General features: G+C 71.5%; 21 protein-coding genes. 15 read left to right on the plus strand and 6 right to left on the minus strand.

Going from position 1 to position 24796, the window contains the following annotated elements; genetic code table 11:
* Positions 1-296: 296 nt before the first annotated feature.
* Complete coding sequence (locus tag ACNYC2_RS14870; RefSeq protein WP_419702537.1) at positions 297-1718, minus strand: BadF/BadG/BcrA/BcrD ATPase family protein; 1422 nt, start codon at positions 1716-1718, stop codon at positions 297-299.
* A 177-nt stretch (positions 1719-1895) separates the two neighbouring features.
* Here ACNYC2_RS14870 and ACNYC2_RS14875 point away from each other — a divergent pair, with 177 nt between their 5' ends.
* Entirely contained in the window at positions 1896-2561 is a 666-nt protein-coding gene (locus ACNYC2_RS14875) for a UdgX family uracil-DNA binding protein (protein ID WP_419702538.1), read from the plus strand.
* A gap of 37 nt (positions 2562-2598) precedes the next feature.
* On the opposite strand, the gene ACNYC2_RS14880 is transcribed toward ACNYC2_RS14875, so the two are convergent.
* The 3 genes from ACNYC2_RS14880 to ACNYC2_RS14890 form a co-directional block, all read right to left on the minus strand.
* A complete protein-coding gene (locus tag ACNYC2_RS14880; RefSeq protein ID WP_419702539.1) occupies positions 2599-3789 on the minus strand; it encodes a zinc-dependent alcohol dehydrogenase in 1191 nt (396 codons plus the stop codon).
* A gap of 179 nt (positions 3790-3968) precedes the next feature.
* Positions 3969-5252 carry an ABC transporter permease gene (locus ACNYC2_RS14885; RefSeq protein ID WP_419702540.1) on the minus strand — a complete coding sequence of 428 codons (1284 nt, stop codon included), beginning with the start codon at positions 5250-5252 and terminating at the stop codon, positions 3969-3971.
* The gene (locus ACNYC2_RS14890) at positions 5249-5944 is read right to left on the minus strand and encodes an ABC transporter ATP-binding protein (protein ID WP_419702541.1); all 696 of its coding nucleotides are present in this window, start codon (positions 5942-5944) and stop codon (positions 5249-5251) included. The genes ACNYC2_RS14885 and ACNYC2_RS14890 overlap by 4 nt, the downstream gene beginning before the upstream one ends.
* 209 nt (positions 5945-6153) lie before the next feature.
* On the opposite strand from ACNYC2_RS14890, the gene ACNYC2_RS14895 reads away from it, so the two are divergent.
* The 7 genes from ACNYC2_RS14895 to ACNYC2_RS14925 all read left to right on the plus strand — a co-directional run bounded on the left by ACNYC2_RS14895 (position 6154) and on the right by ACNYC2_RS14925 (position 13510).
* Complete coding sequence (locus ACNYC2_RS14895) at positions 6154-7320, plus strand: sensor histidine kinase (RefSeq protein WP_419702542.1); 1167 nt, start codon at positions 6154-6156, stop codon at positions 7318-7320.
* On the plus strand, positions 7317-7985 hold the full coding sequence (locus tag ACNYC2_RS14900) for a response regulator transcription factor (protein ID WP_419702543.1): 669 nt from the start codon (positions 7317-7319) through the stop codon (positions 7983-7985). The genes ACNYC2_RS14895 and ACNYC2_RS14900 overlap by 4 nt, the downstream gene beginning before the upstream one ends.
* 117 nt (positions 7986-8102) lie before the next feature.
* Complete coding sequence (locus ACNYC2_RS14905) at positions 8103-8663, plus strand: histidine kinase (RefSeq protein WP_419702544.1); 561 nt, start codon at positions 8103-8105, stop codon at positions 8661-8663.
* A gap of 92 nt (positions 8664-8755) precedes the next feature.
* Positions 8756-9598, plus strand: coding sequence for a DUF4097 family beta strand repeat-containing protein (locus tag ACNYC2_RS14910; RefSeq protein ID WP_419702545.1), 843 nt, complete (start codon positions 8756-8758; stop codon positions 9596-9598).
* Between the two features lie 167 nt (positions 9599-9765).
* Positions 9766-10581, plus strand: coding sequence for an ABC transporter ATP-binding protein (locus tag ACNYC2_RS14915; protein ID WP_419702546.1), 816 nt, complete (start codon positions 9766-9768; stop codon positions 10579-10581).
* Between the two features lie 11 nt (positions 10582-10592).
* Positions 10593-11354: an ABC transporter permease gene (locus ACNYC2_RS14920; RefSeq protein WP_419702547.1), complete on the plus strand. Its 762-nt coding sequence runs from the start codon at positions 10593-10595 to the stop codon at positions 11352-11354.
* A gap of 311 nt (positions 11355-11665) precedes the next feature.
* The gene (locus ACNYC2_RS14925; RefSeq protein WP_419702548.1) at positions 11666-13510 is read left to right on the plus strand and encodes a DUF222 domain-containing protein; all 1845 of its coding nucleotides are present in this window, start codon (positions 11666-11668) and stop codon (positions 13508-13510) included.
* 247 nt (positions 13511-13757) lie between these two features.
* Here ACNYC2_RS14925 and ACNYC2_RS14930 read toward each other — a convergent pair whose 3' ends face one another.
* Complete coding sequence (locus tag ACNYC2_RS14930) at positions 13758-14468, minus strand: GntR family transcriptional regulator (protein ID WP_357506879.1); 711 nt, start codon at positions 14466-14468, stop codon at positions 13758-13760.
* Between the two features lie 176 nt (positions 14469-14644).
* Here ACNYC2_RS14930 and ACNYC2_RS14935 point away from each other — a divergent pair, with 176 nt between their 5' ends.
* The 6 genes from ACNYC2_RS14935 (at position 14645) to ACNYC2_RS14960 (ending at position 23065) form a co-directional block, all read left to right on the plus strand.
* A complete protein-coding gene (locus ACNYC2_RS14935) occupies positions 14645-16060 on the plus strand; it encodes an MFS transporter (RefSeq protein ID WP_419702549.1) in 1416 nt (471 codons plus the stop codon).
* Positions 16057-17094 carry an L-idonate 5-dehydrogenase gene (locus ACNYC2_RS14940; RefSeq protein ID WP_419702550.1) on the plus strand — a complete coding sequence of 346 codons (1038 nt, stop codon included), beginning with the start codon at positions 16057-16059 and terminating at the stop codon, positions 17092-17094. Before ACNYC2_RS14935 ends, ACNYC2_RS14940 begins: the two co-directional genes overlap by 4 nt.
* 197 nt (positions 17095-17291) lie before the next feature.
* Positions 17292-19184: a PhoX family protein gene (locus ACNYC2_RS14945; RefSeq protein ID WP_419702551.1), complete on the plus strand. Its 1893-nt coding sequence runs from the start codon at positions 17292-17294 to the stop codon at positions 19182-19184.
* 86 nt (positions 19185-19270) lie between these two features.
* On the plus strand, positions 19271-19789 hold the full coding sequence (locus ACNYC2_RS14950; RefSeq protein WP_419702552.1) for a mycothiol transferase: 519 nt from the start codon (positions 19271-19273) through the stop codon (positions 19787-19789).
* Between the two features lie 118 nt (positions 19790-19907).
* Complete coding sequence (locus ACNYC2_RS14955) at positions 19908-21932, plus strand: zf-HC2 domain-containing protein (protein ID WP_419702553.1); 2025 nt, start codon at positions 19908-19910, stop codon at positions 21930-21932.
* Between the two features lie 338 nt (positions 21933-22270).
* Complete coding sequence (locus ACNYC2_RS14960; RefSeq protein WP_419702554.1) at positions 22271-23065, plus strand: SDR family NAD(P)-dependent oxidoreductase; 795 nt, start codon at positions 22271-22273, stop codon at positions 23063-23065.
* A gap of 32 nt (positions 23066-23097) precedes the next feature.
* Here ACNYC2_RS14960 and ACNYC2_RS14965 read toward each other — a convergent pair whose 3' ends face one another.
* Complete coding sequence (locus tag ACNYC2_RS14965) at positions 23098-24018, minus strand: alpha/beta hydrolase (RefSeq protein ID WP_419702555.1); 921 nt, start codon at positions 24016-24018, stop codon at positions 23098-23100.
* 116 nt (positions 24019-24134) lie between these two features.
* Here ACNYC2_RS14965 and ACNYC2_RS14970 point away from each other — a divergent pair, with 116 nt between their 5' ends.
* Positions 24135-24728: a TetR/AcrR family transcriptional regulator C-terminal ligand-binding domain-containing protein gene (locus tag ACNYC2_RS14970; RefSeq protein WP_419702556.1), complete on the plus strand. Its 594-nt coding sequence runs from the start codon at positions 24135-24137 to the stop codon at positions 24726-24728.
* The last annotated feature ends 68 nt before the right edge of the window (positions 24729-24796 follow it).

The following is a 24796-nucleotide window of genomic DNA, read 5'->3' on the forward strand; positions in this document are numbered from 1 at the left end:
CAGGCTTCTGACGGCCGAAGTAGAGCGCCTGTCCGGACAGGCGCTCTACTTCGCCGACAAGTAGACGGCGAGGTAGAGCGCGTGTCCGGACACGCGCTCTACTTCGGCGACCAAGCCTGGGGCCGCGAGCCAGCGCCGAAGCGATGGTGACCTTTGTCACCTGTACTGAACTGTTCAGCTCAGGTGAATTCTCCAAGGCACAGGTGAACGAAGTTCAGCAGGCCTGGCACCTGCTCCCCGGCACTACCTCGCCCGCGGCATGGCTCCGCTCAGCAGGTTCAGCCCGGCGCACCGGCTCAGTGCACGTTCGCGGTGACGACCCGCGCCGTGAGGCAGGTCCAGCCGCCGACGTAGATGCGGTCGCCGTCGGACAGCCAGCGCCGCTCCCCCGACCGCAGCGGTTCCGCCGGGACGGGTTCGCCGCGCGGGGCGACGTAGGTTCCGTTGGCCGAGCCGAGGTCGACGACGCTCCAGCCGCCGTCGACCCAGCTGATCTCGCAGTGCCTGCGGGACACGCCGGTGTCCTCGCACACGATGTCCGGCACGACGCCGCGGCTGCGCGACGCCCGGCCGACCACGAGGCGCGCTCCGGTCAGCGGCACGACGGCGGCGGTGGGTGTCGCCGGTCCGACGACGTCCTCCAGGAGCTCGTCGGCGGACCACTCGAAGTCGGAGCGGATCTCGACGGCCCAGGCACTGGGCTCGCCCTCCGCGCGCTGCGGCCGGACGACCGGGAGCACCACGCGCGGCATGGTGATGGAGTCGTCCAGCCAGTCCGAGGCGCCGATCCGGACCGCCAGCAGGGGTACGTGCTCCCGGACGACGGCCGGGTGCGCGGCCAGCATCCTGGCCAGGCTCAGCGCGCCGTCGAGCGGCAGCCCGGCGCTCGGCTGCACGCGGACGTCGTCGCGCTTCTCCAGGAGCTGCTGGAGCACCATGGACCGGAACGACGGCGCATGCATCAGGAGCTTCCCCGTGGTCACCGCGACCGGCTCGACGCCGGGGTGGCTCAGCACCGCGCACAGCCCGTCCGCCAGGGACCGGGCCGCCTCGTCGAGGATCTCGCGGCAGGCCCCGTCGCCGCGGCTCGCCGCCTGGATGACCTGCGGCGCGAACCCGGCGAACAGGGAGACGTCGTTGACCGTCGTCCACTGCTCGCGCCGGCCGAAGTGCCGCTCGGCGGACTGGACCAGACCGGGCGACGCACCCATCTTGCGGCCGTCCATCGCCCGGGCCGCGGCGTCGAGCCCGCGCCGGCCGATCCAGGCGCCGCCGCCGTTGTCCCCCACGTGCGGGCCCATACCGTCCGCGAGGTGCCACCTGCCGACGTCGTCGCAGGCCACGGCCACGGCGCCCGTCCCGACGGCGAGCGTGGCGCCCGGTCCGGGGCCGAGGGCACCCAGGTGGGCCGTGACCGCGTCGCTCGACACCGCTGTCGAGTCGGTGCGCAGCTCCTCGGCCAGGATGTCGTGCACGCGGTTCGGGTCCAGGCTCCCCGACTGCGTCTGCGACCGGAACCCCCGCATCCCGACGGCGGCCGCCGCGACCCGGGGCCGCCCGCCGAACTCGGCCGCGAACTCGCGGCAGAGGCCCCGCACCACGTCGGGCACCGTCGAGCGCCCGTTCACGATGGTCGCGGGCGGGCCCGTGAGCTCGTAGACCCCGCCGGGCCGTCCGTTGTCGACCCGCAGGCGCGACCCCGTCCCGCCGATGTCCACACCAGCTACCCCGGCGTCCGCTCCGGGGATCTCAGCTCTATGTTGTTGTCCAGTGACCATCGGCACCGGGTCATAGTGCCTCGATATCACCCGGTCCGCTATGCGTGGAGTGTCATACGCAGAGCGAGCGGACCAGGGTAGGGACAGGCTGGAGACACCGATGCGAGGAGGTGTCCCGTGCCAGGTAGCACGACTGCAGGTAGCACGACTGCCGGAACGAAGCCGGCCCGCCCCGGGGCCGAGAAGTGGGTGCCCGCGAGCGCCGACGTCGAGTCGCTCGCCCGGGCGGTGCACGACTGCCGGGGCTGCGAGCTGTGGGGGCCGGCGACGCAGGCGGTGTTCTCGTCCGGACCGGCCGACGCTGCACTCGTCCTGGTCGGTGAGCAGCCGGGCGACCGTGAGGACCGGGAGGGTGAGCCGTTCGTCGGCCCGGCGGGCCGGGTGCTCGCCGATGCGCTGCACGCGGCGGACCTGGACCCCGACGAGGTGTACCTGACCAACGCCGTCAAGCACTTCCGGTTCACGGAGCGGGGCAAGCGACGGCTGCACAAGACGCCCGACGTCGCGCACATTCGCGCGTGCGTGCCGTGGCTGGAGGCCGAGCTGGCGGCGGTGCGGCCGCGGGTGGTGGTGGCGCTCGGGGCGACGGCGGGGCGAGCGGTACTGGGCCGCCCGGTCCGGATCGGCGCCGAGCGCGGACAGCTGCTCGACGGCGAGCCGCACGACGTGCTGATCACCACGCACCCGTCGGCGCTGCTGCGGCTGCGGGACCGCGCGGAGTTCGGCGCCACGTTCGACGCGTTCGTCGCCGACCTGCGGACCGCGGCTGACGCTGCCGCCTGACAGTCCTGCAGCCTGACGACCGAGCCGCGCGAGCCGCTCAGGCCGCTGGGTCGAGCACCACCTTCACGCAGCCGTCCTCCTTGCGCTGGAACATGGCGTAGGCCTCGGCAGCACGTTCGAGCGGCCAGCGGTGTGTCCGCAGGTCGAGCACGCCGAGCGGGTCGGCGGGGTCGGCCACGAGCCGCAGCAGCTCGTCGGTCCAGCGCCGGACGTTCGCCTGTCCCTGCCGGATCGTCACCTGCTTGTCGAACAGCCGCAGCATCGGCAGCGGGTCCCGCACGCCACCGTACACGCCGGAGAGGGAGATGACGCCGCCCCTGCGCACGAGGTCGATCGCCGCGTACAGCGCGGCGAGGCGGTCCGTGCCCGCGCGCTCCATGAGCGGCTTGCTGACGGCGTCCGGCAGGAAGCCGACAGCCTTCTGCATGGTCTCGGCGACCGGCGAGCCGTGCGCCTCCATGCCGACGGCGTCGATCACCGAGTCGGGACCGCGCCCCTGCGTGAGGTCGCGGACGGCGGCCAGGACGTCGTCGCGCTCGGAGTCGAGGACCGTGACGCCGTGCCTGGCCGCCATCGCCAGCCGCTCCGGCACCAGGTCGACGCCGATGACGAGCCCGGCGCCGCGGTGGGCGGCCACGCGGGCGGCCATCTGGCCGATCGGTCCGAGGCCGAGCACGACCACCGACCCGCCGTCGGGCACCTGTGCGTACTCGACGGCCTGCCACGCGGTGGGCAGCACGTCCGAGAGGTACAGGTACCGCTCGTCGGGCGCGCCGTCGTCCGGCACGACGACGGGGCCGTACTGCGCCTGCGGCACCCGGAGGTACTCGGCCTGGCCGCCCGGAACCTGCCCGTAGAGCTTGGTGTAGCCGAAGAGCGCCGCCCCGCTGTCCTCGGCCGTGACCTGCGTGGTCTCGCACTGCGACTGCAGGCCGTGCGTGCACATCCAGCACTGGCCGCAGGCGATCCCGAACGGGACCACCACGCGGTCGCCGACGCGGAGGTTCCCCGCGAGCGAGCCGACCTCCTCCACGATGCCCATCGCCTCGTGCCCGAGCACGTCACCGGAGTCGAGGAACGCGCCAAGGACGCCGTACAGGTGCAGGTCGGACCCGCAGATGGCCGTCGAGGTCACGCGCACTATCGCATCGTTCGGCTCCTCGATCCGTGGGTCGGGAACCGTCTCGACGCTGACGTTCTCCCGGCCCTGCCATGTGAGTGCTCTCATCGTCCGCTCCTCGTCCGTGCAGTAGGGGTCTGGCAACACGTCCACGCTGGCACCGGCCGCCCCCACCCGCATCTCTGCCCGAACACACCGCTCAACCGTTGGTCGAGCTTGTCGAGACCTCCCGAGTGACTCGCGGGGTCTCGACAAGCTCGGCCAACGGTTGAGCGGTTCGGTGACCGTTACTCGTAGCGGAGGGACGAGATCGGGTCCTGGCGGGCCGCGCGCAGGGCCGGCAGGGTGCCCGCGAGGAACGCGATGACCATGACGCCCAGCACGACCGTGGCCACGCTCACCGGGTCGAACGCGACGAGCGTCAGGCCCGGCAGGTCCACCAGGAGGTCCCCGGCCACGCTGTTCACGAGCTGTCCGACGCCGATCGCGCCGAGCACGCCCACCGCGCTGCCGATCAGGCCGATGACCACGGCCTCGATGCTGAACAGCGAGAAGACGCGGCCGCTGGACAGGCCCATCGCCTTCATCAGCCCGACCTCGCGGGTGCGCTCCTGGACGGCCATGAACAGCGTGTTGACGATCCCGATGCCGGCCGCGATCAGGGCGATCACGGCGAACCCGTTCAGGACGAGCACGATGCCGTCGATGACGGAGGTGAGCGCGCCGAGCTGGTCCTCCAGGGTGCTGGCGGTGTAGCCGGCGTCCTCGAGGCGGTCCTGCAGGGCGGTGGTCGCCTCCTCGCCGGCCGCGGCGTCGAACGACACGGAGGCCTGCGCGTAGCGCGCCGTCTCGGCCTCGGGCGCCCCCGTCGTCTGCAGGTCGTAGAGCTTCTCCGTGAGGACGTCGTTCGGGATCGCGCCGCTCATCGTGACCACGCCGGGTTCGGCGATGCCGACGACTGTCGCGTCCGTCGTCACCTGCTTCCCGGTGCCGTCGGTGACCGCCAGGGTGACCGTCTGCCCGACGGCGTCGGCGTCGGAGCCCAGGCCCAGCGGCTCGACATAGCTCTCGGGCAGCACGAGCTCGGGGTCGGCGGCGTCGAGGTCGACCTGCTGGCCGGACGCGAGCTCGACCTCCATCCCCGGCACGAACTGGGAGATCGAGAGCTGATACTTCGTCCCGTCGTCGTGCTGGACGTAGTCCGCCAGGACGCTCTTGGTCGGGTCGACGCTCAGCACGCCGTCGACGTCCGCGATCGTGTCGATGTCGTCGTCGGTCAGGGCGGTGGTCGTCGTCCCGGGCGGGCCGTCCGCCTCGATCTGGTTGGGGTCGTACTCGGTGGGACCGCCGTCGGTCGGCGCGTCCTCGTTCGTCTTCGTGACCGTCATGACGTCGTCGACCCCCACGGAGGCGACGGTGTCGTCGAGGTACCGGTTGACGCCGGTGCCCAGGCCGTTGGTCAGGGAGAGCGTGAAGGCTCCGATGAAGATGGCCAGCACCGTCAGGCTGGTGCGCAGGCGGGAGCGGAAGGCGTTGCGGAAGGCTGTGCCCACGACGTCGACGATCTTCATGCCGCCACCGCCTCGCGCGCGGCGATCAGGCCGTCGCGGATGAAGATGCTGCGGTCGCAGCGGGACGCCAGGTCCTCGTCGTGCGTGACGACCACCAGGTTGATGCCCCGCCTGCGGTTGAGGTCGAAGAGGATGTCCTCGACGACGGTGCCCGTCGCGGTGTCCAGGTTGCCGGTCGGCTCGTCGGCGAAGATCACGCGCGGCTCGTTGATCAGCGCCCGCGCGATGACCACGCGCTGCTTCTGGCCGCCGGACAGGTCGTTCGCCTTGTTGTCGGCCTTGTCGTCGAGCTCGAGCTGCGCCAGGGCCGCCATCCCACGGGCGGTGCGCTCGCGGCGGGCGACGCCCGCGATCTTCAGCGGCAGGGTCACGTTGTCCAGCACGCTCGCCTGGGCATTGAGGAAGAACTGCTGGAACACGAACCCGAAGGCGCTGTTGCGGGTCTGGTTGAGCTGCTTGGCGGAGAGCTTCGACGTGTCGGTCCCGTCGAGCGTGATGCTGCCCGACGTCGGCCGGTCGAGCAGCGCGAGCAGGTGCATGAGCGTCGACTTGCCCGAGCCGCTCTTGCCGATGATCGCCAGGGACTCGCCCTCGGCGATGTCCAGGTCCAGGCCCCGGAGCGCCTCGAAGGCGCTGGGGCCGGAGCCGTAGGTCTTGTGCAGGTTGCTGACGGAGAGCAGTGGGGAGACCACGTCGGCCGCCTCTCTCGTGGTGCCGGAGTTGTTGACGTGACCAACTCTCGGCGACGGCGCCCCCGCGCGAATCGCCCTGACGATGACTCTTGAGTACCGCGCTGGTAGTACTCCCCCATACCCCCTGGGCGGGACGCGCGCACCCGCCGGGTACGGGATGCTTGGCGGGGCGCAGCCGGCAAAGGGCGGACTGCGGACAGGGGGACGAGATGCTACGGAACGACGACGTGCAGCTCGGCCACACCCACCGGATCCCCGCGTGGGCCGGTCACGCCGCGGCATCCTTCGCGGTACTGCTGACGAGCCCGCTCCCGGTCGAGGAAGCCCGGATGCCGGAGTGGCACGGCGGCTTCTTCGCCATCGCACTGGTGGCGGCCGTGCTGCTCCTGCTGCGCCGACGACGGCCGGTGCTGACCGTCGCGACGACGGTGGCCCTCGTGTGGCTCAGCGTGCCGACCGGGCTGTTCAATCCCGGGGTGGTGCTCGCGGTGGCGATCGCCGCGTTCACGGCGAGCGGCGCGCTGACCCGCCGTCGTGCGTTGTGGCTGGTGCTCGGCGCCGGCGTCCTCGTGAGCTCCGCGGCCGCCGTCGCGATCGGCCGCGGCTTCGGGCAGTTCATGCTTCTCATCCTGCTCTTCGGCGCGCTCGGCGACGTGATCCGGGTGCAACGCGAGCAGTTCGTGGCGATCACCGAACGCGCGGAGCGCGCCGAGGCGACGCGGGAGGCCCTCGCCAACCAGCGCGTCGCCGAGGACCGGCTCGCGATCGCCCGCGACCTGCACGACGCCGTCGCGCACCAGATCGCGGTCATCAACCTGCACGCGGGCGTCGCGGGCTCCGCGCTGCGCGAGCGGCCCGACGACGCCGAGCACTCGCTCTCCGTCATCCGCCAGGCCTCGCGAACCGTGCTCACCCAGATCGGCGACCTGCTCGCCACGCTGCGCGACCCCGGCTCGCCCGGCGCCGGGCCGGGCGCCGTACCGGTCGGCCTGGCCCAGCTCGACGACGTCCTGCGGCAGTTCCGGGGCCACGGCCTCGACGTCACGGTGCGCAGGATCGGCGAGGCGCGCGAGCTGCCCGCCGCGGTCGACGTCGTCGCGCTGCGGGTCATCCAGGAGGCGCTGACCAACGCCCACAAGCACGGCGTCGAGCACCGTGCGCACGTGGTGCTCGAGTACCTGCCGGACCGGCTGCACGTCACGGTGGTCAACCCCGTCCCCGCGCGGGTCACGGGTGCCGCCGCCGGGCACGGCCTCACCGGGGCGCGCGAGCGTGTCGAGGCCGTCCGCGGCACGCTCACCCACGGCAGGTCCGGCGTCGGCTCGTGGGCGCTGGACGCGGACCTGCCCACCCCAGTACCAGGGAGCCACCAGTGATCTCCGTGCTCATCGCCGACGACCAGGCGCTGATCCGCTCGGCGATCGCCGACCTGATCACGCACAGCGACGGCCTGTCCATCGCCGGGGAGGCGGCCGACGGGTACGAGGCGATCGCGCTGGCCCGCGAGCGCCGTCCGGACCTCGTGCTGATGGACATCCGGATGCCCGGTATGGACGGCATCTCCGCGACGCGGGAGATCTGCGCGGACCCGGACCTCGCGGCGGTCCGGGTGCTCGTGCTGACCACGTTCGAGGAGGACGAGTACATCGTCGGCGCGCTGCGCGCCGGGGCGAGCGGCTTCATCGGCAAGGGGGCGGAACGGGACGACATCGCCGCAGCGATCCGGGCGGTCCACCGCGGGGACGCCCTGCTGTCCCCCGTCGCCACCCGGACGCTGATCGACAGGTACGTGCGGTCCGAGCGGCTGCACACCAGCGAGCCGTCGCGGGCGCTGCACGACCTGACCGAACGCGAGTCGGAGGTGCTGGCGCTCGTCGGTACCGGCCGCTCCAACGCCGATATCGCGGAGCTGCTGGCGATCTCCCCGCACACCGCCAAGACGCACGTGAACCGGGTCATGACCAAGCTGAACGCGCACGACCGCGCGCAGCTCGTCATCGCCGCGTACGAGAACGGGCTCGTCCAGCCGGGCGGTCGTTGAGGCATCACGCCTCTGACCTGCGGTTCTATCCCTGCGACACCACGTGACACCGCTTTGGTGTCACAGATGACGTCATAGACCTTGCACTGACACCACGGGTGGTGTCATAGTGGGGTCATGGACCTCACGAGATATGTCGACGAGCTGCAGCGCCAGCTCTCCACCGCGGCTGCCGCGGGCGGGGAAGAGGTGCGCGAGATCGCCGGACGGCTGACCGCTCCGCTCGACGCCGCCGCCCGGCTCGTCCTGCTCGAGGCCCTGTCCGCCGCGGCCGGCGAGATCTCCGCGGAGCTCGCACCCGGCTCGGTCGACGTACGGCTGCGCGGCGGCGAGCCCGAGTTCGTCGTCGCGGCACCCGCGGCCGCCGCGCCCGCCTCGGTGCCCACCGCCGTCACCACCGCCGTCGCCGAGCAGGCTGCGACGTCGCCCAACCCGACCGGGTCGGCAGGTACCGCGGCAGCCGACGCCGACGCGGGCGCCACCACGCGCACCACCCTGCGCCTCCCCGACCACCTCAAGACGCAGGCCGAGGCTGCCGCCGCCCGTGACGGCGTCTCGGTCAACACCTGGCTGGTGCGGGCGGTCGCCGCCGCGCTCGACCAGCCCACCGGGCGTCCCGCCCCGCAGCCCGGCCCCGGGCTGCCGAGCGGTAACCGCCTCACTGGCTGGGTGCGCTGACCCGCCGTCGCGACACCACTTGGACACCACTCACCCCGCAGCCCGCACGCTGCCCTCTCACCTTCCCGCCCTTGTCCTCACCTGGAGCCGTCATGCCCACTTTCCCCGCCACCAGCCCCGTCCCGGTCGTCGTGGACGTGCCCTTCGGCAACCTGCACGTGGTCGCCTCCGAGCGCGACGACGTCGTCGTGACCGTCCTGCCCGCCGACCCCGCCAAGTCGGGCTCGGTGCGCGCCGCCGAGGAGACCCGCGTCCAGCGTGACGGTGACGCCGTCACGATCATCTACCCGTCCTCCTGGAAGCAGTACGTCCTTCCGTTCGCGGCCGGCGGCGCGAAGGTCAGCATCGAGCTGCCGATCGGCTCGCACCTCAGCGGCAAGGCCGGTTCCCTCTACTCCGAGGGCCTGCTCGGCAACGTCGACCTCACCCTCAACGGCGGCGACGTCCGGATCGACGAGGCGGCCCGCTTGGACCTCAAGGTCTCAGCCGGATCGGTCGTCGTCGGCCGGGCCACCGGACCCACCTCCATGAAGGTGAGCGCCGGCGGCGTCCGGATCACGGAGTTCTCCGGCGAGGGCACCGTCCGCGCCAGCAACGGGACGACGACCGTCGGGTCCGTGACGGGAACGCTCGACGTCGTCGGGGCGCACTCCGAGATCACCGTGGGCCGCGTCCACGGCACCCTCAGCGTGAAGTCGGCGCATGCCGGCATCCGCGTCGACCGGGTCGAGTCGGGCAGCGTCACGCTCACGACGTCCTACGGCTCGATCGAGGTGGATGTACCCGAGGGCACGGCCGCGTGGCTCGACATCGCGTCGGAGCACGGAACCGTCCGCAACCAGCTCACCCCCACGGACGGCCCCGTCGAGAACGAGGCCACCGCGGAGATCCACGCCAGCACGGGCTGGGGCGACGTCATCGTCCGGCGGCCCTGAGGCTCCCTGAACTTCCTTCCCGAACTCATCGAGCACCGGCCGGGCGTGAGCCCCGCCTGACCTGAGGCCCGGGCCTGCGTCGTCGGCCCGAGAACCAACCCGAACCACCTTCCTGGCTACCTCCTACCCAAAAACCGTTCCCCAGCGTTCCCCAGAAAGGGAAGAACATGAGCACGAACACCGAGCGGAGCCGCGAGCCCGCGATCCGAGTGCGCAACGTCGAGAAGTCGTACAAGGACCTGCACGTCCTGAAGGGCGTGGACCTCGAGGTCGCACGGGGCAGCATCTTCGCCCTGCTGGGTTCCAACGGCGCGGGCAAGACGACGGTCGTCAAGATCCTGTCCACCCTGCTCAAGGCCGACGCCGGCACCGCGAGCGTGAACGGGTACGACGTCGCCACGCAGGCCGCCGACGTGCGCGAGTCGATCAGCCTGACCGGCCAGTTCGCCGCGGTCGACGAGGTCCTCACCGGTCGCGAGAACCTGATCCTGGTCGCGAGGCTGCGGCACCTGGCGAACCCCGGCAAGATCGCCGACGACCTCCTGGCTCGGTTCTCGCTCACGGAGGCCGGCGGGCGCAAGGCCGGCACCTACTCGGGTGGCATGCGGCGCCGGCTGGACATCTCGATGAGCCTGATCGGCAACCCGCCGATCATCTTCCTCGACGAGCCCACCACCGGCCTCGACCCGCAGGCCCGCATCGAGGTGTGGGAGGCCGTCAAGGAGCTCGCCCGGAACGGCACGACGGTCCTGCTGACCACGCAGTACCTCGACGAGGCCGAGCAGCTGGCCGACCGGATCGCGATCCTGCACCAGGGCCGCATCATCGTCGACGGCACGCTCGCCGAGCTCAAGGCCCTGCTGCCGCCGGCCAAGGTCGAGTACGTCGAGAAGCAGCCCACCCTGGAGGACGTGTTCTTCGCCGTCGTCGGCGAGAACACCGCCGGCGACACCGCCAGCAGCCCCGTCAGCACGGACAAGTGAGGAACGAGACCATGAGCAAGCACTTCTTCGGCGACACCGCCGTACTGACCGGGCGATCCCTGAGCCACATCCTCCGCAGCCCGGACACGATCATCACGACGGCGGTCACGCCGATCGCGATGATGCTGATGTTCGTCTACGTCTTCGGCGGCGCGATCAACACCGGCACCGGCAGCTACGTGAACTACCTGCTGCCCGGCATCCTGCTCATCACCATCGCGTCAGGTATCGCGTACACGGCCTACCGGCTGTTCCTGGACATGCAGGGCGGCATCTTCGAGCGGTTCCAGTCCATGCCGATCGCGCGTTCGGCGGTGCTCTGGGGACACGTCCTGACGTCGCTGGTCGCCAACCTGGTCTCGGTGACCATCGTCGTGCTGGTGGCCCTGCTCATGGGCTTCCGCTCGGGAGCAGGAGTGCTGGCCTGGCTCGGCGTCGCGGGCATCCTGGTTCTCTTCACGCTGGCTCTGACCTGGCTCGCGGTCATCGCCGGCCTGTCGGCCAAGACCGTGGACGGCGCCAGCGGGTTCTCCTACCCACTCATCTTCCTGCCCTTCGTCAGCTCGGCGTTCGTGCCCACCGAGACGATGCCCGGACCGGTGCGCTGGTTCGCGGAGAACCAGCCGGTGACGTCGATCGTCGACACCATCCGCGACCTCCTCGCCCAGCAGCCGGTGGGCACGGACATCTGGGTGGCGCTCGGCTGGTGCGTCGGCATCCTTGCGGTCGCCTTCGTCCTGGCCACCGCCACGTACCGCCGCAAGATCTCCTGACGGCGGACTCCTCACGACGACGGAGCTAACTCGACCACGGTCCTCGACCGCGCACCGTCCGGTGTGCGGTCGAGGACCGTTCTTCGTTGCGGTGCGAGTGAGCCCTCCCGTCCGAGGCCTGATCGACGACCTGAGCGTGGGAGTACTTCCAGGGCTTCCACGACGGCCTTCGGGAGCCCGCTTTGAGGCGGTCAGAAGTTATCCACAGATTTGAAATCGGGCGAGCAAATGGCACGAGTGTTCGAGATAATAGGTACAGCGAGGAAGTCAGAACTAGAGGCAAGTGAGCGAGTCGGGCGGGGGTGGGCACGGTGGAGCAGACAACGAACAGCGGACCTGCCGGTGGCCTGCCCGCTGCCGCCTCGATCGAGGACGTGCTGGCTCGGATCGAGAACGAGATAGACCACCTCACCGCCCTGACGGACCCCGAGACCCTGACCGGGTGGGACGCGCCGACGGTCACTCGCCTGGCTGATGCGCACACCCGGATCCGCCGGCTGACCGGCCGCCTGGACGGGGTCCGCTACACCCTGCTGCCCCGCATCGAGAACGAGGGCTCTTGGCGCTCGGGTGGCGCGGCTCGCACGTTCACGACCTGGCTGCGGCTGCGCGAGGGGATCTCCGCGTCGACCGCGGGTAAGGACATGACGATCGCCCGGCGTCTCGCGACCGCGCTGCCCGTGACGCGGGAGCGGCTGGTCGCGGGAACGCTGGGTGTCGACCACGCCCGGGTGATGACCGAGGTCGCACCCACCAGCGAGACCCGCACCGACGCACTGGCCTGGCTGATCGACACCCGCACGGGTCACACCACGACACCGGAACAGTTCGTCCAGTCTGTTGCGGTCGACTTCCCCGACCCAGTAGACGACCCCGACGGCACCACCACCCGTGAGCTGGTCACCCAGGTCCTGGAGGGCGCGGTCACCGAGGGGAACCTGGTCACCGGTGAAGGCGTCGTCTTGCGCGAAGCCAATGTGTTGAACGCGGACCAGTTCCGCAAGGTGGCGCGCCGGTTCGCGACCATCATCGACCCCGACACCGACGATGTGGACGATGACAAGGCCGCCCAGGGCGAGTTCTTCGACCTGGCCAAGACGTTCGGCGGATACCACGTCGCCGGGTTCCTGACCGACGAGCACGGCCTGCAGCTCACGACCGCGATCAACGCCGTCCTGGGTGCCCCGTCAGCAGAAGACACCCGGACGACGACCCAGCGCCGGGCACAAGGCCTCGCGGATGTGGCGCGGGTGGTGCTGGACACGAACCAGGCCTCCCCGGGCGCGGCGATCGCACCGCACCTGAACGTCACGGTGTCCTGGGACGAGTTCGTCACCCAGGTCACCCGGACCCGGGACGGCCTGTGCCTGACCTGCGGACAGGCCGCACCAGCACGTGGCAACCGCCCGGGCGTGGGTCCGAGCATGCCGGGCACCAGCACCAGCACAGGCACGAGCACCAGCACCGGCACGAGCACCGGCAGCGGCACCGGCACGGGTGCGGGTGCGGATGTCGGTGCAGGGCCGGTGAGCACCGGCCCAGCGGCCGGAAGCCCGGCGGGAAGCCCGAGTGGAAGCCCGAGTGGAAGCCCTGGCGGGAGCCTCACCGAAAGTCCGACCGGAGGTCCGGGTGGCTGGAGCACCGCGGCTACGACCGTGTCCGGGTTCTTGTCCTCCGGTGGCCCGGTATTCACCGAGACCGGGGGTCGCGCCCCACGCGCACTCGTACGCCGCCTGGCGTGTCACAGCGCGATCACCCGGATCGTGTTCGGACCCGACGGCGCAGTCCTTGACGTCGGACGCGCCCAACGCACCGTGTCAGGGCAGATGCGCCGCGCCGTCATCGCCCGAGACCAGCACTGCGTCTACCCAGGGTGCGATCAGCCGCCGTCGCGGTGCGAGGTCCACCACGCCCTCACCCACTGGGCCGACGGCGGCGACACGGCGGTGACCAACAGTGCGTTGCTGTGCTGGTACCACCACCAGCTCGTCGACACCAAGGGCATCACCATGCACTGGACCGGCAAGCCGGCCACGAACACCACAGCCGGTGCACTGCTGGAGACCGGGTGGGCCTTCACCGACGCCCGCGGGCACCGCATCCGCCTCCCCGAAGCCATCGGGGCCCAACCTCCACCCACCACCGAAGCCGCCTGACCCGGCGAACCCGCAGCCGGCCGAACTCGCCAATCGGGTCCGACCCCGTCAGACCTGATTGGCCACACGAGCCCGCAGACCGAGCAAGGTCGCCCGACTCAGATCGGCCGCATCAGGACGGCCGCATCAGGACGCCCAACGCAGGCCACCCAGCTCAGGTCGAACCACGTCGTCCCAATGCGCCCGCCAGGCCGGCCAGCGATGGTCCGGGCGTGCTCACCCGGCCGTGCCAGCCCCTGGCCGCCCTCTACTCCCAGACCGCGATGCTCCGGCGCACCGGGACGGACCCGTCGTCCGCGGCGAAGAGCTCCGGCGAGCGCTGCCGGGTCTTCTCGATGTCGTCGAACACGGCGCGGAGGTGACCCCGGAGGCTGTCGCGGGCGCTGGAGATGTCACCGGCGACCACCGCGTCGAGGATGGAGTGGTGCTCGTCGACGAAGCGGCCCATGCCGTTCGTCTCCTGCAGGCCGAGGCGGCGCGCGCGGTCCAGGTGGCCCTTGGCGGCGACGACCGTCGACCACGCCCTGCCGTGCCCGCTGAGGCGCAGGAGCCCGTGGTGGAACGCCTCGTCCAGCTCGAAGAACTTCTCGAGGTCGTGCCGCGCCTCCCGCTGCTGCTCCAGGTTGGCGCGCAGCTCGGCGACCAGGTCCGGGTCGAGGGTCTCCGGGATGTCGTCGAACGCGGCAAGCTCGACCGCCTCGCGGAGAAACTGCGCGTCCGCCACACGTTCGGCGTCCACCCGGGACACGAAGGAACCGACCTTGGGGAACACCCTGACCAGGCCTTCCTCGCCGAGGAGGATCAGGCTCTCGCGCACCGGCGTCCGGCTGACGCCGAGCGAGGCCGCGAGCTCGTTCTCCGACAGGGAGGCGCCAGGCGGCAGCTCGAGGGTGAGCACCTTGCGGCGCAGCGTCTCGTAGACGACTCGCCTGTTGGACCGGTTCGAGGCTTCCCCCATGCCTGCGAGTCTAGGCGAGAGGCGGCGCACTTCCACACCACGACAGTTGACACCTCCTTGTCGACGCTGCTTACATACAAGAACTGCCACACATCGTTGACCGGCATTCCAGACAGCGACGTCAGCCAAGGCAAGTCAAGAAGGCAAGGAGCACTCTTCCAATGGCGGAAACAGCTATGACCCCATCAGGTAGCCCGTCGGGCACTCCCCCGGACAAGACCGTCACCCGGTCGACCAAGGACCTCACCAAGGCCGCCGTCTCCGGCTGGCTCGGTACGGCCATGGAGTTCATGGACTTCCAGCTGTACTCGCTGGCGGCGGCGATCGTGTTCAACCAGATCTTCTTCCCCGACGTCAGCCCCGCGATCGGCCTGATCGCCGCGATGGCCACCTACGGCGTCGGCTACGTGGCGCGGCTCGCGGGCGCGATCTACTTCGGCCGCATGGGTGACCGGCTCGGCCGCCGCAAGGTCCTGTTCATCACCGTGGCGCTCATGGGCGTGTCCACGACCCTGATCGGCGTCCTGCCCACGTACCAGACGGTCGGCATCCTGGCGCCGATCCTGCTCGTGGTGCTGCGGCTGGTCCAGGGCTTCGGCGCGGGCGCCGAGATCGCCGGCGCCACGGTGCTGCTCGCCGAGTACGCGCCCGTCCGACGTCGCGGCCTCGTCGCCTCGCTGGTCTCGCTCGGGACCAACTCCGGCACCCTGGCGGCGTCGGCCCTGTGGGCGCTGCTGCTTGCGGTGCTCAGCGAGCAGCAGTTGCTGAGCTGGGGCTGGCGGCTGCCGTTCCTGCTCAGCTTCGTGCTCATGATCTTCGCCGTCTGGATCCGCACCAACGTCAAGGAGAGCCCGGTCTTCGAGGCCCGCGCCGACGTCGTCGACGGCGTCGCCCTCTCCCGCGACGAGCTCTCCCGCAACAACGAGCCTTCCCACGACGACGCCAGGACCGCCACCGCGGAGCCCGTGCTCCAGGCGGCCCTCAAGCAGCGCAAGGGCAAGGCGTTCTTCCTGGCGCTGGCCCTGCGGTTCGGCCAGGCGGGCAACTCCGGGCTGGTGCAGACCTTCCTGGTCGGCTACGTCGCCACCACGCTCACGATGGACCGCGCGCTGGCCACCGAGGCCATCATGTGGGGCTCCATCATCGGCTTCGCGACGGTGCCCCTGATCGGCATGCTCGGCGACCGGTTCGGCCGGCGCTCGATGTACACCGCGCTGTCCCTGATCACCATCGCGCTCGCCTTCCCGATGATGCTCCTGATCACCAGCGGCACCACCACCGGCCTGATGCTCGGCATGATCGCCGGGCTCAACCTCGGCGTCCTCGGCCTGTTCGCACTGGAGAGCGTGACCATGGCCGAGCTGTTCGGCGCACGGACCCGGTTCACGCAGCTGGCCCTCTCCAAGGAGATCGGCGGCATCCTCGCCACCGCCATCGGTCCGGTCATCGCCGCGTCGCTCACCGCGGCGACCGGCAGCTGGTGGCCGATCGCCGCGATGCTCATCGTCTACTCCCTCATCACCCTGGTGGCCGCCCGGCTCGCCCCCGAGACCCGTGGCCGCGACCTGGTCCGGCTGGAGGACGCCGTATGAGGGCGGTAGTCGTCCACGGCGCCGGCGACCTGCGGGTCGAGGAGCGCCCGGACCCCGTCGCCGGGCCCGGCGAGGTGGTCGTCGCGATGGAGTGGGGCGGGGTCTGCGGGTCGGACGTGTCCTACTGGAAGAACGGCGCCTCCGGCACCGCCGTCCTGCGCGACCCCCTGGTCCTCGGCCACGAGGTGGCCGGCCGGGTGGTCGCGAGCGGGCCCGACGTCACCGGCTGGGAGCCCGGCACGCCGGTCACCGTGCACCCGGCGCAGGCCGCCGACGGTTCCGTCCTGCCACGACGGCTGGGTGGTCGGACCAACCTGCACTCGCAGGTGCGGTACTTCGGTTCGGCGGCCTTCCACCCGCACACCGACGGCGGGTTCAGCGAGCTGCGGGCGGTCCGGGCCGAGCAGCTGCGACGGCTGCCCGACGGCGTGAGCACCGAGCAGGGCGCCCTCGCCGAGCCGCTGGCCGTGGCGATGCACGCGGTCAACCGCGCGGGCCGGATCGGCACGGGTGTCCGTGGACGTGACGTGCTGGTCAACGGCGCAGGCCCCATCGGCTGCCTTGTCGTCGCCGCCGCGAAGCACGCGGGCGCGGCGTCGGTCACCGCGGCCGACCTCTCCGCGTCGTCGCTGGCCGTGGCCAAGGAGCTGGGCGCCGACCGGGTTCTCGACATCGGCTCGGGCGACCGGCTGCCCGAGGACTGCGAGCTCGTCTTCGAGGCCTCGGGCGCGCCGGCGGCGCTGGGCGGGGTGCTGCGGGCCACCGCGCGCGGCGGCACCCTCGTCCAGGTCGGCAACCTGCCCGGCACACCTGTCCCAGCTGCCCTCGGCGACCTCGTCACCCGCGAGATCACGTGGGTCGGGGCCTACCGGTTCGTCGAGGAGATCGGCGACGCCCTCGCCGCCCTGGGCGACGGGCTCGACGTGTCCGCGGTGGTCACGCACCGCTTCGGCATCGAGCAGGCGGGCGAGGCGCTGGCCGCCGCGGCCGGCCAGGGCAGCAGCAAGGTGCTGATCCGGCTGTCCGAGGGCTGAGCCCGGCGTGGGCATGGCCTCCGAGTTCGGGTCAGGCTCCGAGTGCGGTCGAGCCTGACCCGCACTCGGGCCTGACCTGCGCTCGGACCGTCTTTCGCCGTCGTTCACATGGGTGTGGGGACCCGGCCATCTCGGCTACCTACCGTGGCACGCGTCCCGGCCGCCCAGCGGTCCGCGCCCCCAAGGTTGGAGCCTCAGTGAACGCCGACATGCCCCGTCCGCCGTCGATCTCCGAGCTCGCCGAGCTCCGCCTGTCCCGCCGGACCGCGATGGCCGGCGGCCTGGCCGCCGCGGCCGCGGCATTCTTCGGGGCCCCCGCGCCGGACGCCGCGGCCGGCGTCCTGGAGAGCACGGACCATGGTGGTGGGCATGGCGGCGGGCATGGCGGCGGGCACGGCCCCGGGCGGCCGCTGCTCGGCTTCCCCGCCGTCGCGCCCAGCACCGCCGACGCCGTCGTGCTGCCGCCCGGCTACCGCTACCAGGTGCTCTACCCGTGGGGCCACCCGATCGTCCCCTCCGGGCCGGCCTTCGCCGAGGACGCGAGCAACACCGCCGCCGACCAGGCCCAGCAGGCGGGCGACCACCACGACGGCATGTGGTTCTTCCCGCTCCGGGACCGCCGCTCCGGCCTGCTCTGCGTCAACCACGAGGCCACCACCGAGAACCTGCTGCACACGGACGGGCGCGCGGCCTGGTCGCCCGAGAAGACCGCCAAGTCGATGGCGGCCCACGGCGTCTCGGTCATCCAGGTCGAGGAGGACCGCGACGGCGGCTGGGAGGTCGCCGAGTCGAGGTTCGCCCGCCGGATCACCATGACCACGCCGATCGAGATCACCGGCCCTGCGGCCAAGCACTCCCTGATGCGCACGAGCGCGGACCCCGAGGGTGTGCGGGTGCTGGGCACCCTGAACAACTGCGCCAGCGGCCCCACCCCGTGGCACACGTACCTGACGTGCGAGGAGACGATCAACAAGTACTTCTACTACGGCGAGCAGCCGCCGCCCGCCGGGTCGGTCGAGGAGCGCTACGGCATCGGCTCGGAGAGCCCGTACCCCTGGCACACCACCGAGAGCCGGTTCGACATGCGGACCGAGCCCAACGAGTTCAACCGGTTCGGCTGGGTGGTGGAGGTCGACCCCTTCGACCCGGAGTCGACGCCGAAGAAGCGCACGGCGCTGGGCCGCATGGAGCACGAGAACGCCGTCGTCGTGCGGGGGCGCCGCGGCGAGGCCGTCGTCTACATGGGTGACGACACGCAGTTCGACTACTTCTACAAGTTCGTGGGCGCGGAGCCGATCGCCAAGGCGCGCCGGGCCGGGCGCAGCCCGCTCGACGAGGGCACGCTGTACGTCGCCCGGTTCGACGAGGACGGCTCCGGCCGGTGGCTCCCCCTGGTGCACGGCGAGCCGGGCCTGACCGCGGCGGACGGCTTCGCGGACCAGGCCGAGGTGCTGATCCACACGCGCCTCGCGGCCGACGCCGTCGGCGCGACGCCGATGGACCGGCCCGAGTGGTGCACCGTGCAGCCGGGCACCGGCGCGGTCTACTTCACCTGCACGAACAACACCGCCCGCACAGAGACCGTGGACGCGGCGAACCCCCGGCTGAACAACCGGTTCGGGCACATCATGAAGATCGACGAGAACGGCAACCCGAGCGCCGTCCGGTTCGACTGGGACATCTTCCTCCTGGCCGGGGACCAGGCCAGCGGCGCCACCGTGCCGCCGGACCAGGCGTTCGGCTCCCCCGACGGCCTCTGGTTCGACGCCGTGGGCCGGCTCTGGATCCTCACCGACGGCACCCAGCCGCTGGTCGACGGCGCCGGCCAGAACAACCAGATGCTCGTCGCGGACACCCGCCGGGGCGACATCCGCCGGTTCCTGGTCGGTCCGCCGCGCTGCGAGATCACGGGCATCACCGCCACCCCGGACGGCCGCTCCCTGTTCGTCAACATCCAGCACCCCGGCGACACGGGCACCCCGGAGAACCCGCGCGCCAGCTCGAGCTGGCCCGACTACAGCCCGACCGGCCGCCCGCGGTCCGCCACGATCGTCATCACCCGGGAGGACGGCGGGGTGGTCGGCGCCTAGCCCTCTCTGCGCGAGGCCCGCGGCGCCATGGCATCGTGGCCCGTGGCATCGTGGGCCGGGACGGCAAGGCACAGGAGGGGCTCGTTATGCGTGGTACGGATCTGCTCGCGGACGCGTTCGGCCGGATCAAGGAGACGGTGCACCGCTCGGTCATCGGACTGTCGGGCGAGGAGCTCGCGTTCCGTCTCGACGAGGACTCGAACTCGATCACCTGGCTCGTCTGGCACCTGACCCGGGTCCAGGACGACCACGTCGCGGACGCCGCGGGCACCAGCCAGGTCTGGTCGGACGACGGGTGGGACCGCCGCTTCGGGCTGCCCTTCCCCGCCGAGGAGACCGGGTACGGGCACGACGCCGACGAGGTCTCCGCCGTCCGCGTCCCGTCGGGCGACCTGCTCACGGGTTACCACGACGCCGTCCACGAGCGCACGCTGCGGTACCTGAGCACCCTGTCCGACGACGACCTCGACCGGGTGATCGACGAGTCGTGGGACCCGCCGGTCACCCTCGGCGTCCGGCTGGTCAGCGTGATCAACGACGACATGCAGCACGCCGGCCAGGCGGGCTTCCTCCGCGGCGTCGTGCTGCGCCGACGCGTGCGGTGACCGGCGGGCAGGAAACGGCGCTTACCGGCCAATCGGTGCGTTGACGCACATCGTGTGATTCGTCGTGCGTCCTCCTGATCGCGGTGGAATTATCGCGGATCGGAAGGGGGCATCCGAGATGACGGCGGCACGCGCACTGCAGATCGACGACTGGATGGTGCATCGCCCCAACGTCGTACGCTCGGTCGCCGCACGCGTGCCCGGCATCGACGCCGAGGAAGCCGCCAGCCGCGCCCTGGAGAAGATGGTCCGGATCGTGTCCACCGGCGGCACGATCGACGACCCCGCACCGTACTGGCGACGAGCGGCGGTCAACGAAGCGATCTCCATGACCCGTGAGGCCGGCCGCGCCCACCCCGTCGAGGACGACACCCTCGACGGCCTGACGCCGCCTGTCGCCGGAGCAGAGCTCGACGCCGAACGCCACGCCGACGTCTCCATGCTGCGCACCGCACTGTCCGACCTCGCCGACGACGACCGCCAGCTCCTGCTAGAACGCCATGTCCACGACCGAGCGGTCGCCGACATCGCGACCAACCTCGGCGTGCGGCCCCACGCCGTGACCATGCGGCTGCGTCGCGCCGAGGAACGCCTCGCCGGCGCCTTTGCCGCAGCGCACGCCCAGGGCGTCAACGAACCCGAGTGCCGGACTACCCGCGCCGCCATGCACGACTACCTCAAGGACCGGCTGCTCCCCCGCCGCCGCAACCGGTTCGAGGCGCACATGGACGGGTGCGCCGAGTGCACCCGGGCGTTCGTCGACGTCCGCGAGGTCTCGTGGATGCTCCGCGACCTCGGACAGCACGTCATCGCTGGGGCAATCGCCACCGGAGCCCTCGGCGCTGCGGTCGGCGGAGCGGCGGCCGGAGCTGCCGGCGGAGCGGCGGGTGCGGGTGGAGCAGGCGCAGCTGGGGCGGGCGCACCGCGCCCGTTCGGCAAGAAGGAGGCGGCGATCGCCGCGGGGGTCCTCGCGGCGCTCGCCCTCGGAGGTGGCGCCGCCGCGCTCGTCGCGAACCAGGCTGCTGATCCGCCTGCGGCTGAGTCTGCTCCGATTCCCGGTGGTGGTGAGGGCGGTGGTGCTGGCGCGGGCGGTGGCGCGGGCGGCGAGGGTGGTGGCGCGGGCGCTGGCAGTGAGGGCGAGGGGGCTGGCGGTGAGGGTGCTGGCGGCGAAGGGGCTGCCGGCGAAGGTGCTGGCGGCGAGGCTGGTGCTGGTGCCGGGAGCGGTGATGCTGGCGATGACGCTGGCGCTGGCGCCGATGGTTCCGATGAGGGCGATGGTTCCAGTGAGGGCGGCGATCCCAGCAGCAGCGGCGAAGACCCGGGCAGTGACGGCGGCGATGCCGGCTCCGGCACCGGTGGCGGTGCAGAGGGCGGCACTGGTGACGGTGCAGCGGGCGATGGCGGTGCGGACGATGGAGCCGGCGCAGGTGACGATGGCGCAAGTGGAAGCAACCGAGCAGGCGGGTCCGGCGACACGGGCAGTGGCGGCAGCGACTCAGCGAACGGTGCGAACAACCCATCCGAAGGCGGAGCCGGGTCGGACCCCGGACCTGGCACCAACTCCTTCGACGGCGGCGGCGTCGAAGGTGGCGGCGCTGAAGGTCCCGGAACTGCCGACGACCCGCTTCCCGATATCGGCGCGGCGGTGACCGACTGGATCGCCTGGCTCGGCATCGGCGGGGAGCCGTCCGACGGGCAGAACGGCGGATCGGACAACCCCGGAACTGGCTCCGCCAACGGCGGTGACACAGGCTGGAGCGACGCGGACGGAAGTGACACAGGCCGGAGCAACACAGGTCGGAGCAACACAGGCGGAAGCGACACAGGCCGGAGCGACACGAGCAGCAGCGACACAGGCAGCAGCAACACAGGCGGCCGGCCCGCTGCGGGAGGCGATCCGAGCACGGGCGGCCGAGACGGCACTGGCGACGGCAGTCGTGATGGCGACAGCACCGGCACCGACACCGGCGCTGATGGCGGCAACGGCGACGGCACCACGACCGCCGACGGCGGGGAGATCGGCATCGGAGCCGAGGTGACGAGCTGGCTCGCCAAGCTCGGCGTCATCGGGATACCCGGCTTTCTGCTGATCGTCCTGATCCTGTGGCTCTGGGAGCGGTGGACCCGCGCCGAAGAGGGCTAGGGAGTCGGTCCACAGCGGCGACGACCGGTTCGACGACGGCGTCGACAGCCGTCTCGTCCCCGGCCTCTCTGGCGAGGTGCACCGTTTCCGAAGGTGCCAGCCAGGCCGGAATATGTTCGGCTGGGGACCGGTTTTGCGGGCTGTGCTGAATCGTTCAGCCTGGGTGAACTGGGGCGGGCCAGGCTGGACGAAATTCAACAGGCCTGGCACCTGCTCCACGGGTTCACCTCACCGACCGAACCACGTGCAGGACGACCCAGTCACCTGCAGAACAGCCCGGTCACGCGCGAGACGACGCAGCCGCGCGCCGGGCGGCAACAACACAGCAAGGGGACAACATGCGCATCGATCTGACCGGCAAGACCGCGCTCGTGACCGGCTCGACGCAGGGCATCGGCCGCGCGATCGCCGCCACGCTCGCCGACGCGGGCGCCCGGGTGGCGATCAACGGGCGCCGCGCGGAGGGCGTGGCGGACACGATCGGCGAGCTCCGGACGGAGTCCGCGGACCGTGAGCTGGTCGCCGCGGTCGGCGACGTCACCACCGCGTCCGGCGCCGCGGAGGTGCTCGCCGCCACCGGCGACGTCGACATCCTGGTCAACAACCTGGGCATCTTCGGCAGCATGCCGCCGCTCGAGATCGACGACGACGAGTGGCGCCGGTACTTCGACGTCAACGTGCTCGCCGCCGTCCGCCTGATCCGCTCCACGCTGCCGGGCATGACGGCGCGCGGCTGGGGGCGCGTGCTCAACATCGCGAGCGACTCCGCGATAGTCATCCCCGCCGAGATGATCCACTACGGCGTCTCCAAGACGGCGCTGCTGGGCGTCTCCCGCGGCTTCGCGAAGGAGGCCGCGGGCACCGGCGTCACGGTCAACTCCGTCATCGCCGGTCCCACGCACACCGGCGGGGTCGAGAAGTTCGTGTACGAGCTGGTGGACCCCGCCCTGCCCTGGGACGAGGCACAGCGCGAGTTCATGCGGCTGCACCGCCCGCAGTCGCTGCTCCAGCGGCTGATCGAGCCGGAGGAGATCGCGAACATGGTCGCCTACCTCAGCTCCCCGCTCGCCTCGGCGACGACGGGCGCCGCCGTCCGGGTCGACGGCGGCTACGTGGACTCGATAGTCCCCTGACCCCCTCGGGCAGCCCGGCCCGGCCCGGCGTCTCAGCCGAGGCGTTCCCGCAGCCAGCGGTGCGCCCGGCTGAGATAGGCCACCGAGACGTCGGCGCCCGCGCCGAGCGACTCGAAGGCGTGCGGGCCGCCGGAGACCACGTCGAACGTCGTGGGGACGCCGTCCGCCGTCAGCCGTTCCGCGTACGCCTTGTTCTCGTCGTGGAAGAGGTCGATGTCGCCTGTACCGATCCACGCGGGCGGGAGGCCCGTGAGGTCCGTCCGCCGGGAGGGCACGGCGTAGTCGGGCACCTCCGCGGCACCCGCGGTCCCGAGGTAGGCGCTCCAGCCGGTCCGGTTGGACCGGTTGTGCCAGACGATGTGCCGGACGGCGTCGAGCTCACGGTTCGCCGCGGTCCGGTCGTCGAGCATCGGGCAGAACAGCCACTGTGCGACCGGTTGCACGCCGCCCCGATCGTGAAGACGCTGCGCGAGCGCCGCGGCCAGCCCGCCGCCCGCGCTCTGGCCGCCGACCGCCACACGCCGGGGGTCGATCCCGCGCGCGGCCGCGTTCTGCTGCAGCCAGTCCCAGGCGTCCAGGCAGTCGTCGAGCGGCAGCGGGAACGGATGCTGGGGCGCCAGCCGGTACTCCGCCGACACGACCACCACGCCGAGCTCCTCGGCGATGGCGAAGCATCTGCGGTCGTCCATGGCCGCCGCGCCGATCACCAGGCCGCCGCCGTGGATCCACAGCAACGCAGCACCGGAGCCTCCGCCCGACGGCGTGTAGACGCGCACACCATCCGCGTCGCCGAACCGGACCTTCTCCAGCGTCGCGCCCTGCGGCGCCCTGGCATCGGGCATCAGCGGCGTCAGGCGCTGCATGAGCCGGAGCAGCAGCGGGTTGCTCACCGGCGTCGTCCGCATGAACCGGTAGGCACGCCGGAGCTCCGGGTTCACCTCGGAGAGCTTCATGTCGTCGCGCCGATCACGACAACCACAACGTCAACCACTTCGTCAGCCATGGTGCTCCCTCGCGACTATCGAGACTTCATGTCTCGTAAATGCAGACTAGCCCATAGGATCGGCACATGACAGGCACGAGGATCGGCCGGCCGCGCAGCGAGGCGACCCGGCTGGCGATCCTCGAGGCCGCCGCGGCCCTCACCACGGAGCTGGGCTACGACCACGTCACGATCGACGCGATCGCCTCGCGCGCCGGGGCCGGCAAGCAGACGATCTACCGCTGGTGGTCGGCCAAGTCGATGGTCGTCGCGGACGCCGTCATCGAGGGCCTCCTCCGGCTGCCCGCCCTGGACCTCCCCGACACCGGCGACCTCGGCGACGATCTGAAGGCGTGGTCCGCAACCTCGGCCGTCAAGATGAACGACTCGCGTTTCCTGCAGGTCGTCCGGGCGCTCGTCACCGCGGCGACCGGCCCCGAGCAGGACGCGAGCCGGCTCTACGAACACATCATGCGGCCCACCTACGAGTCCCTGGTGGCCCGGCTCAGGCAGGGGCAGGACGCCGGCCAGCTCAGCCCCGCCGTCAGCCCCGAGTCCGTGGCCGACGCCCTGCTCGGCACCCTGCTCTTCAGGACGCTCGCCCGGCTGCCCATGCCCGAGACCATGGCCGGGATCATCGACGCCCTCCTGGCTCCCACCGCCCCGCCGTCCTCCTCGTAGCAGTCCGTCGAAATATTTCGACGGAACTACCCCATCGCTCGCCCTGACCAACGGCACTGTTCTCTTCG

Source organism: Promicromonospora sp. NFX87 (assembly GCF_048564965.1).
Lineage (GTDB): Bacteria > Actinomycetota > Actinomycetes > Actinomycetales > Cellulomonadaceae > Promicromonospora.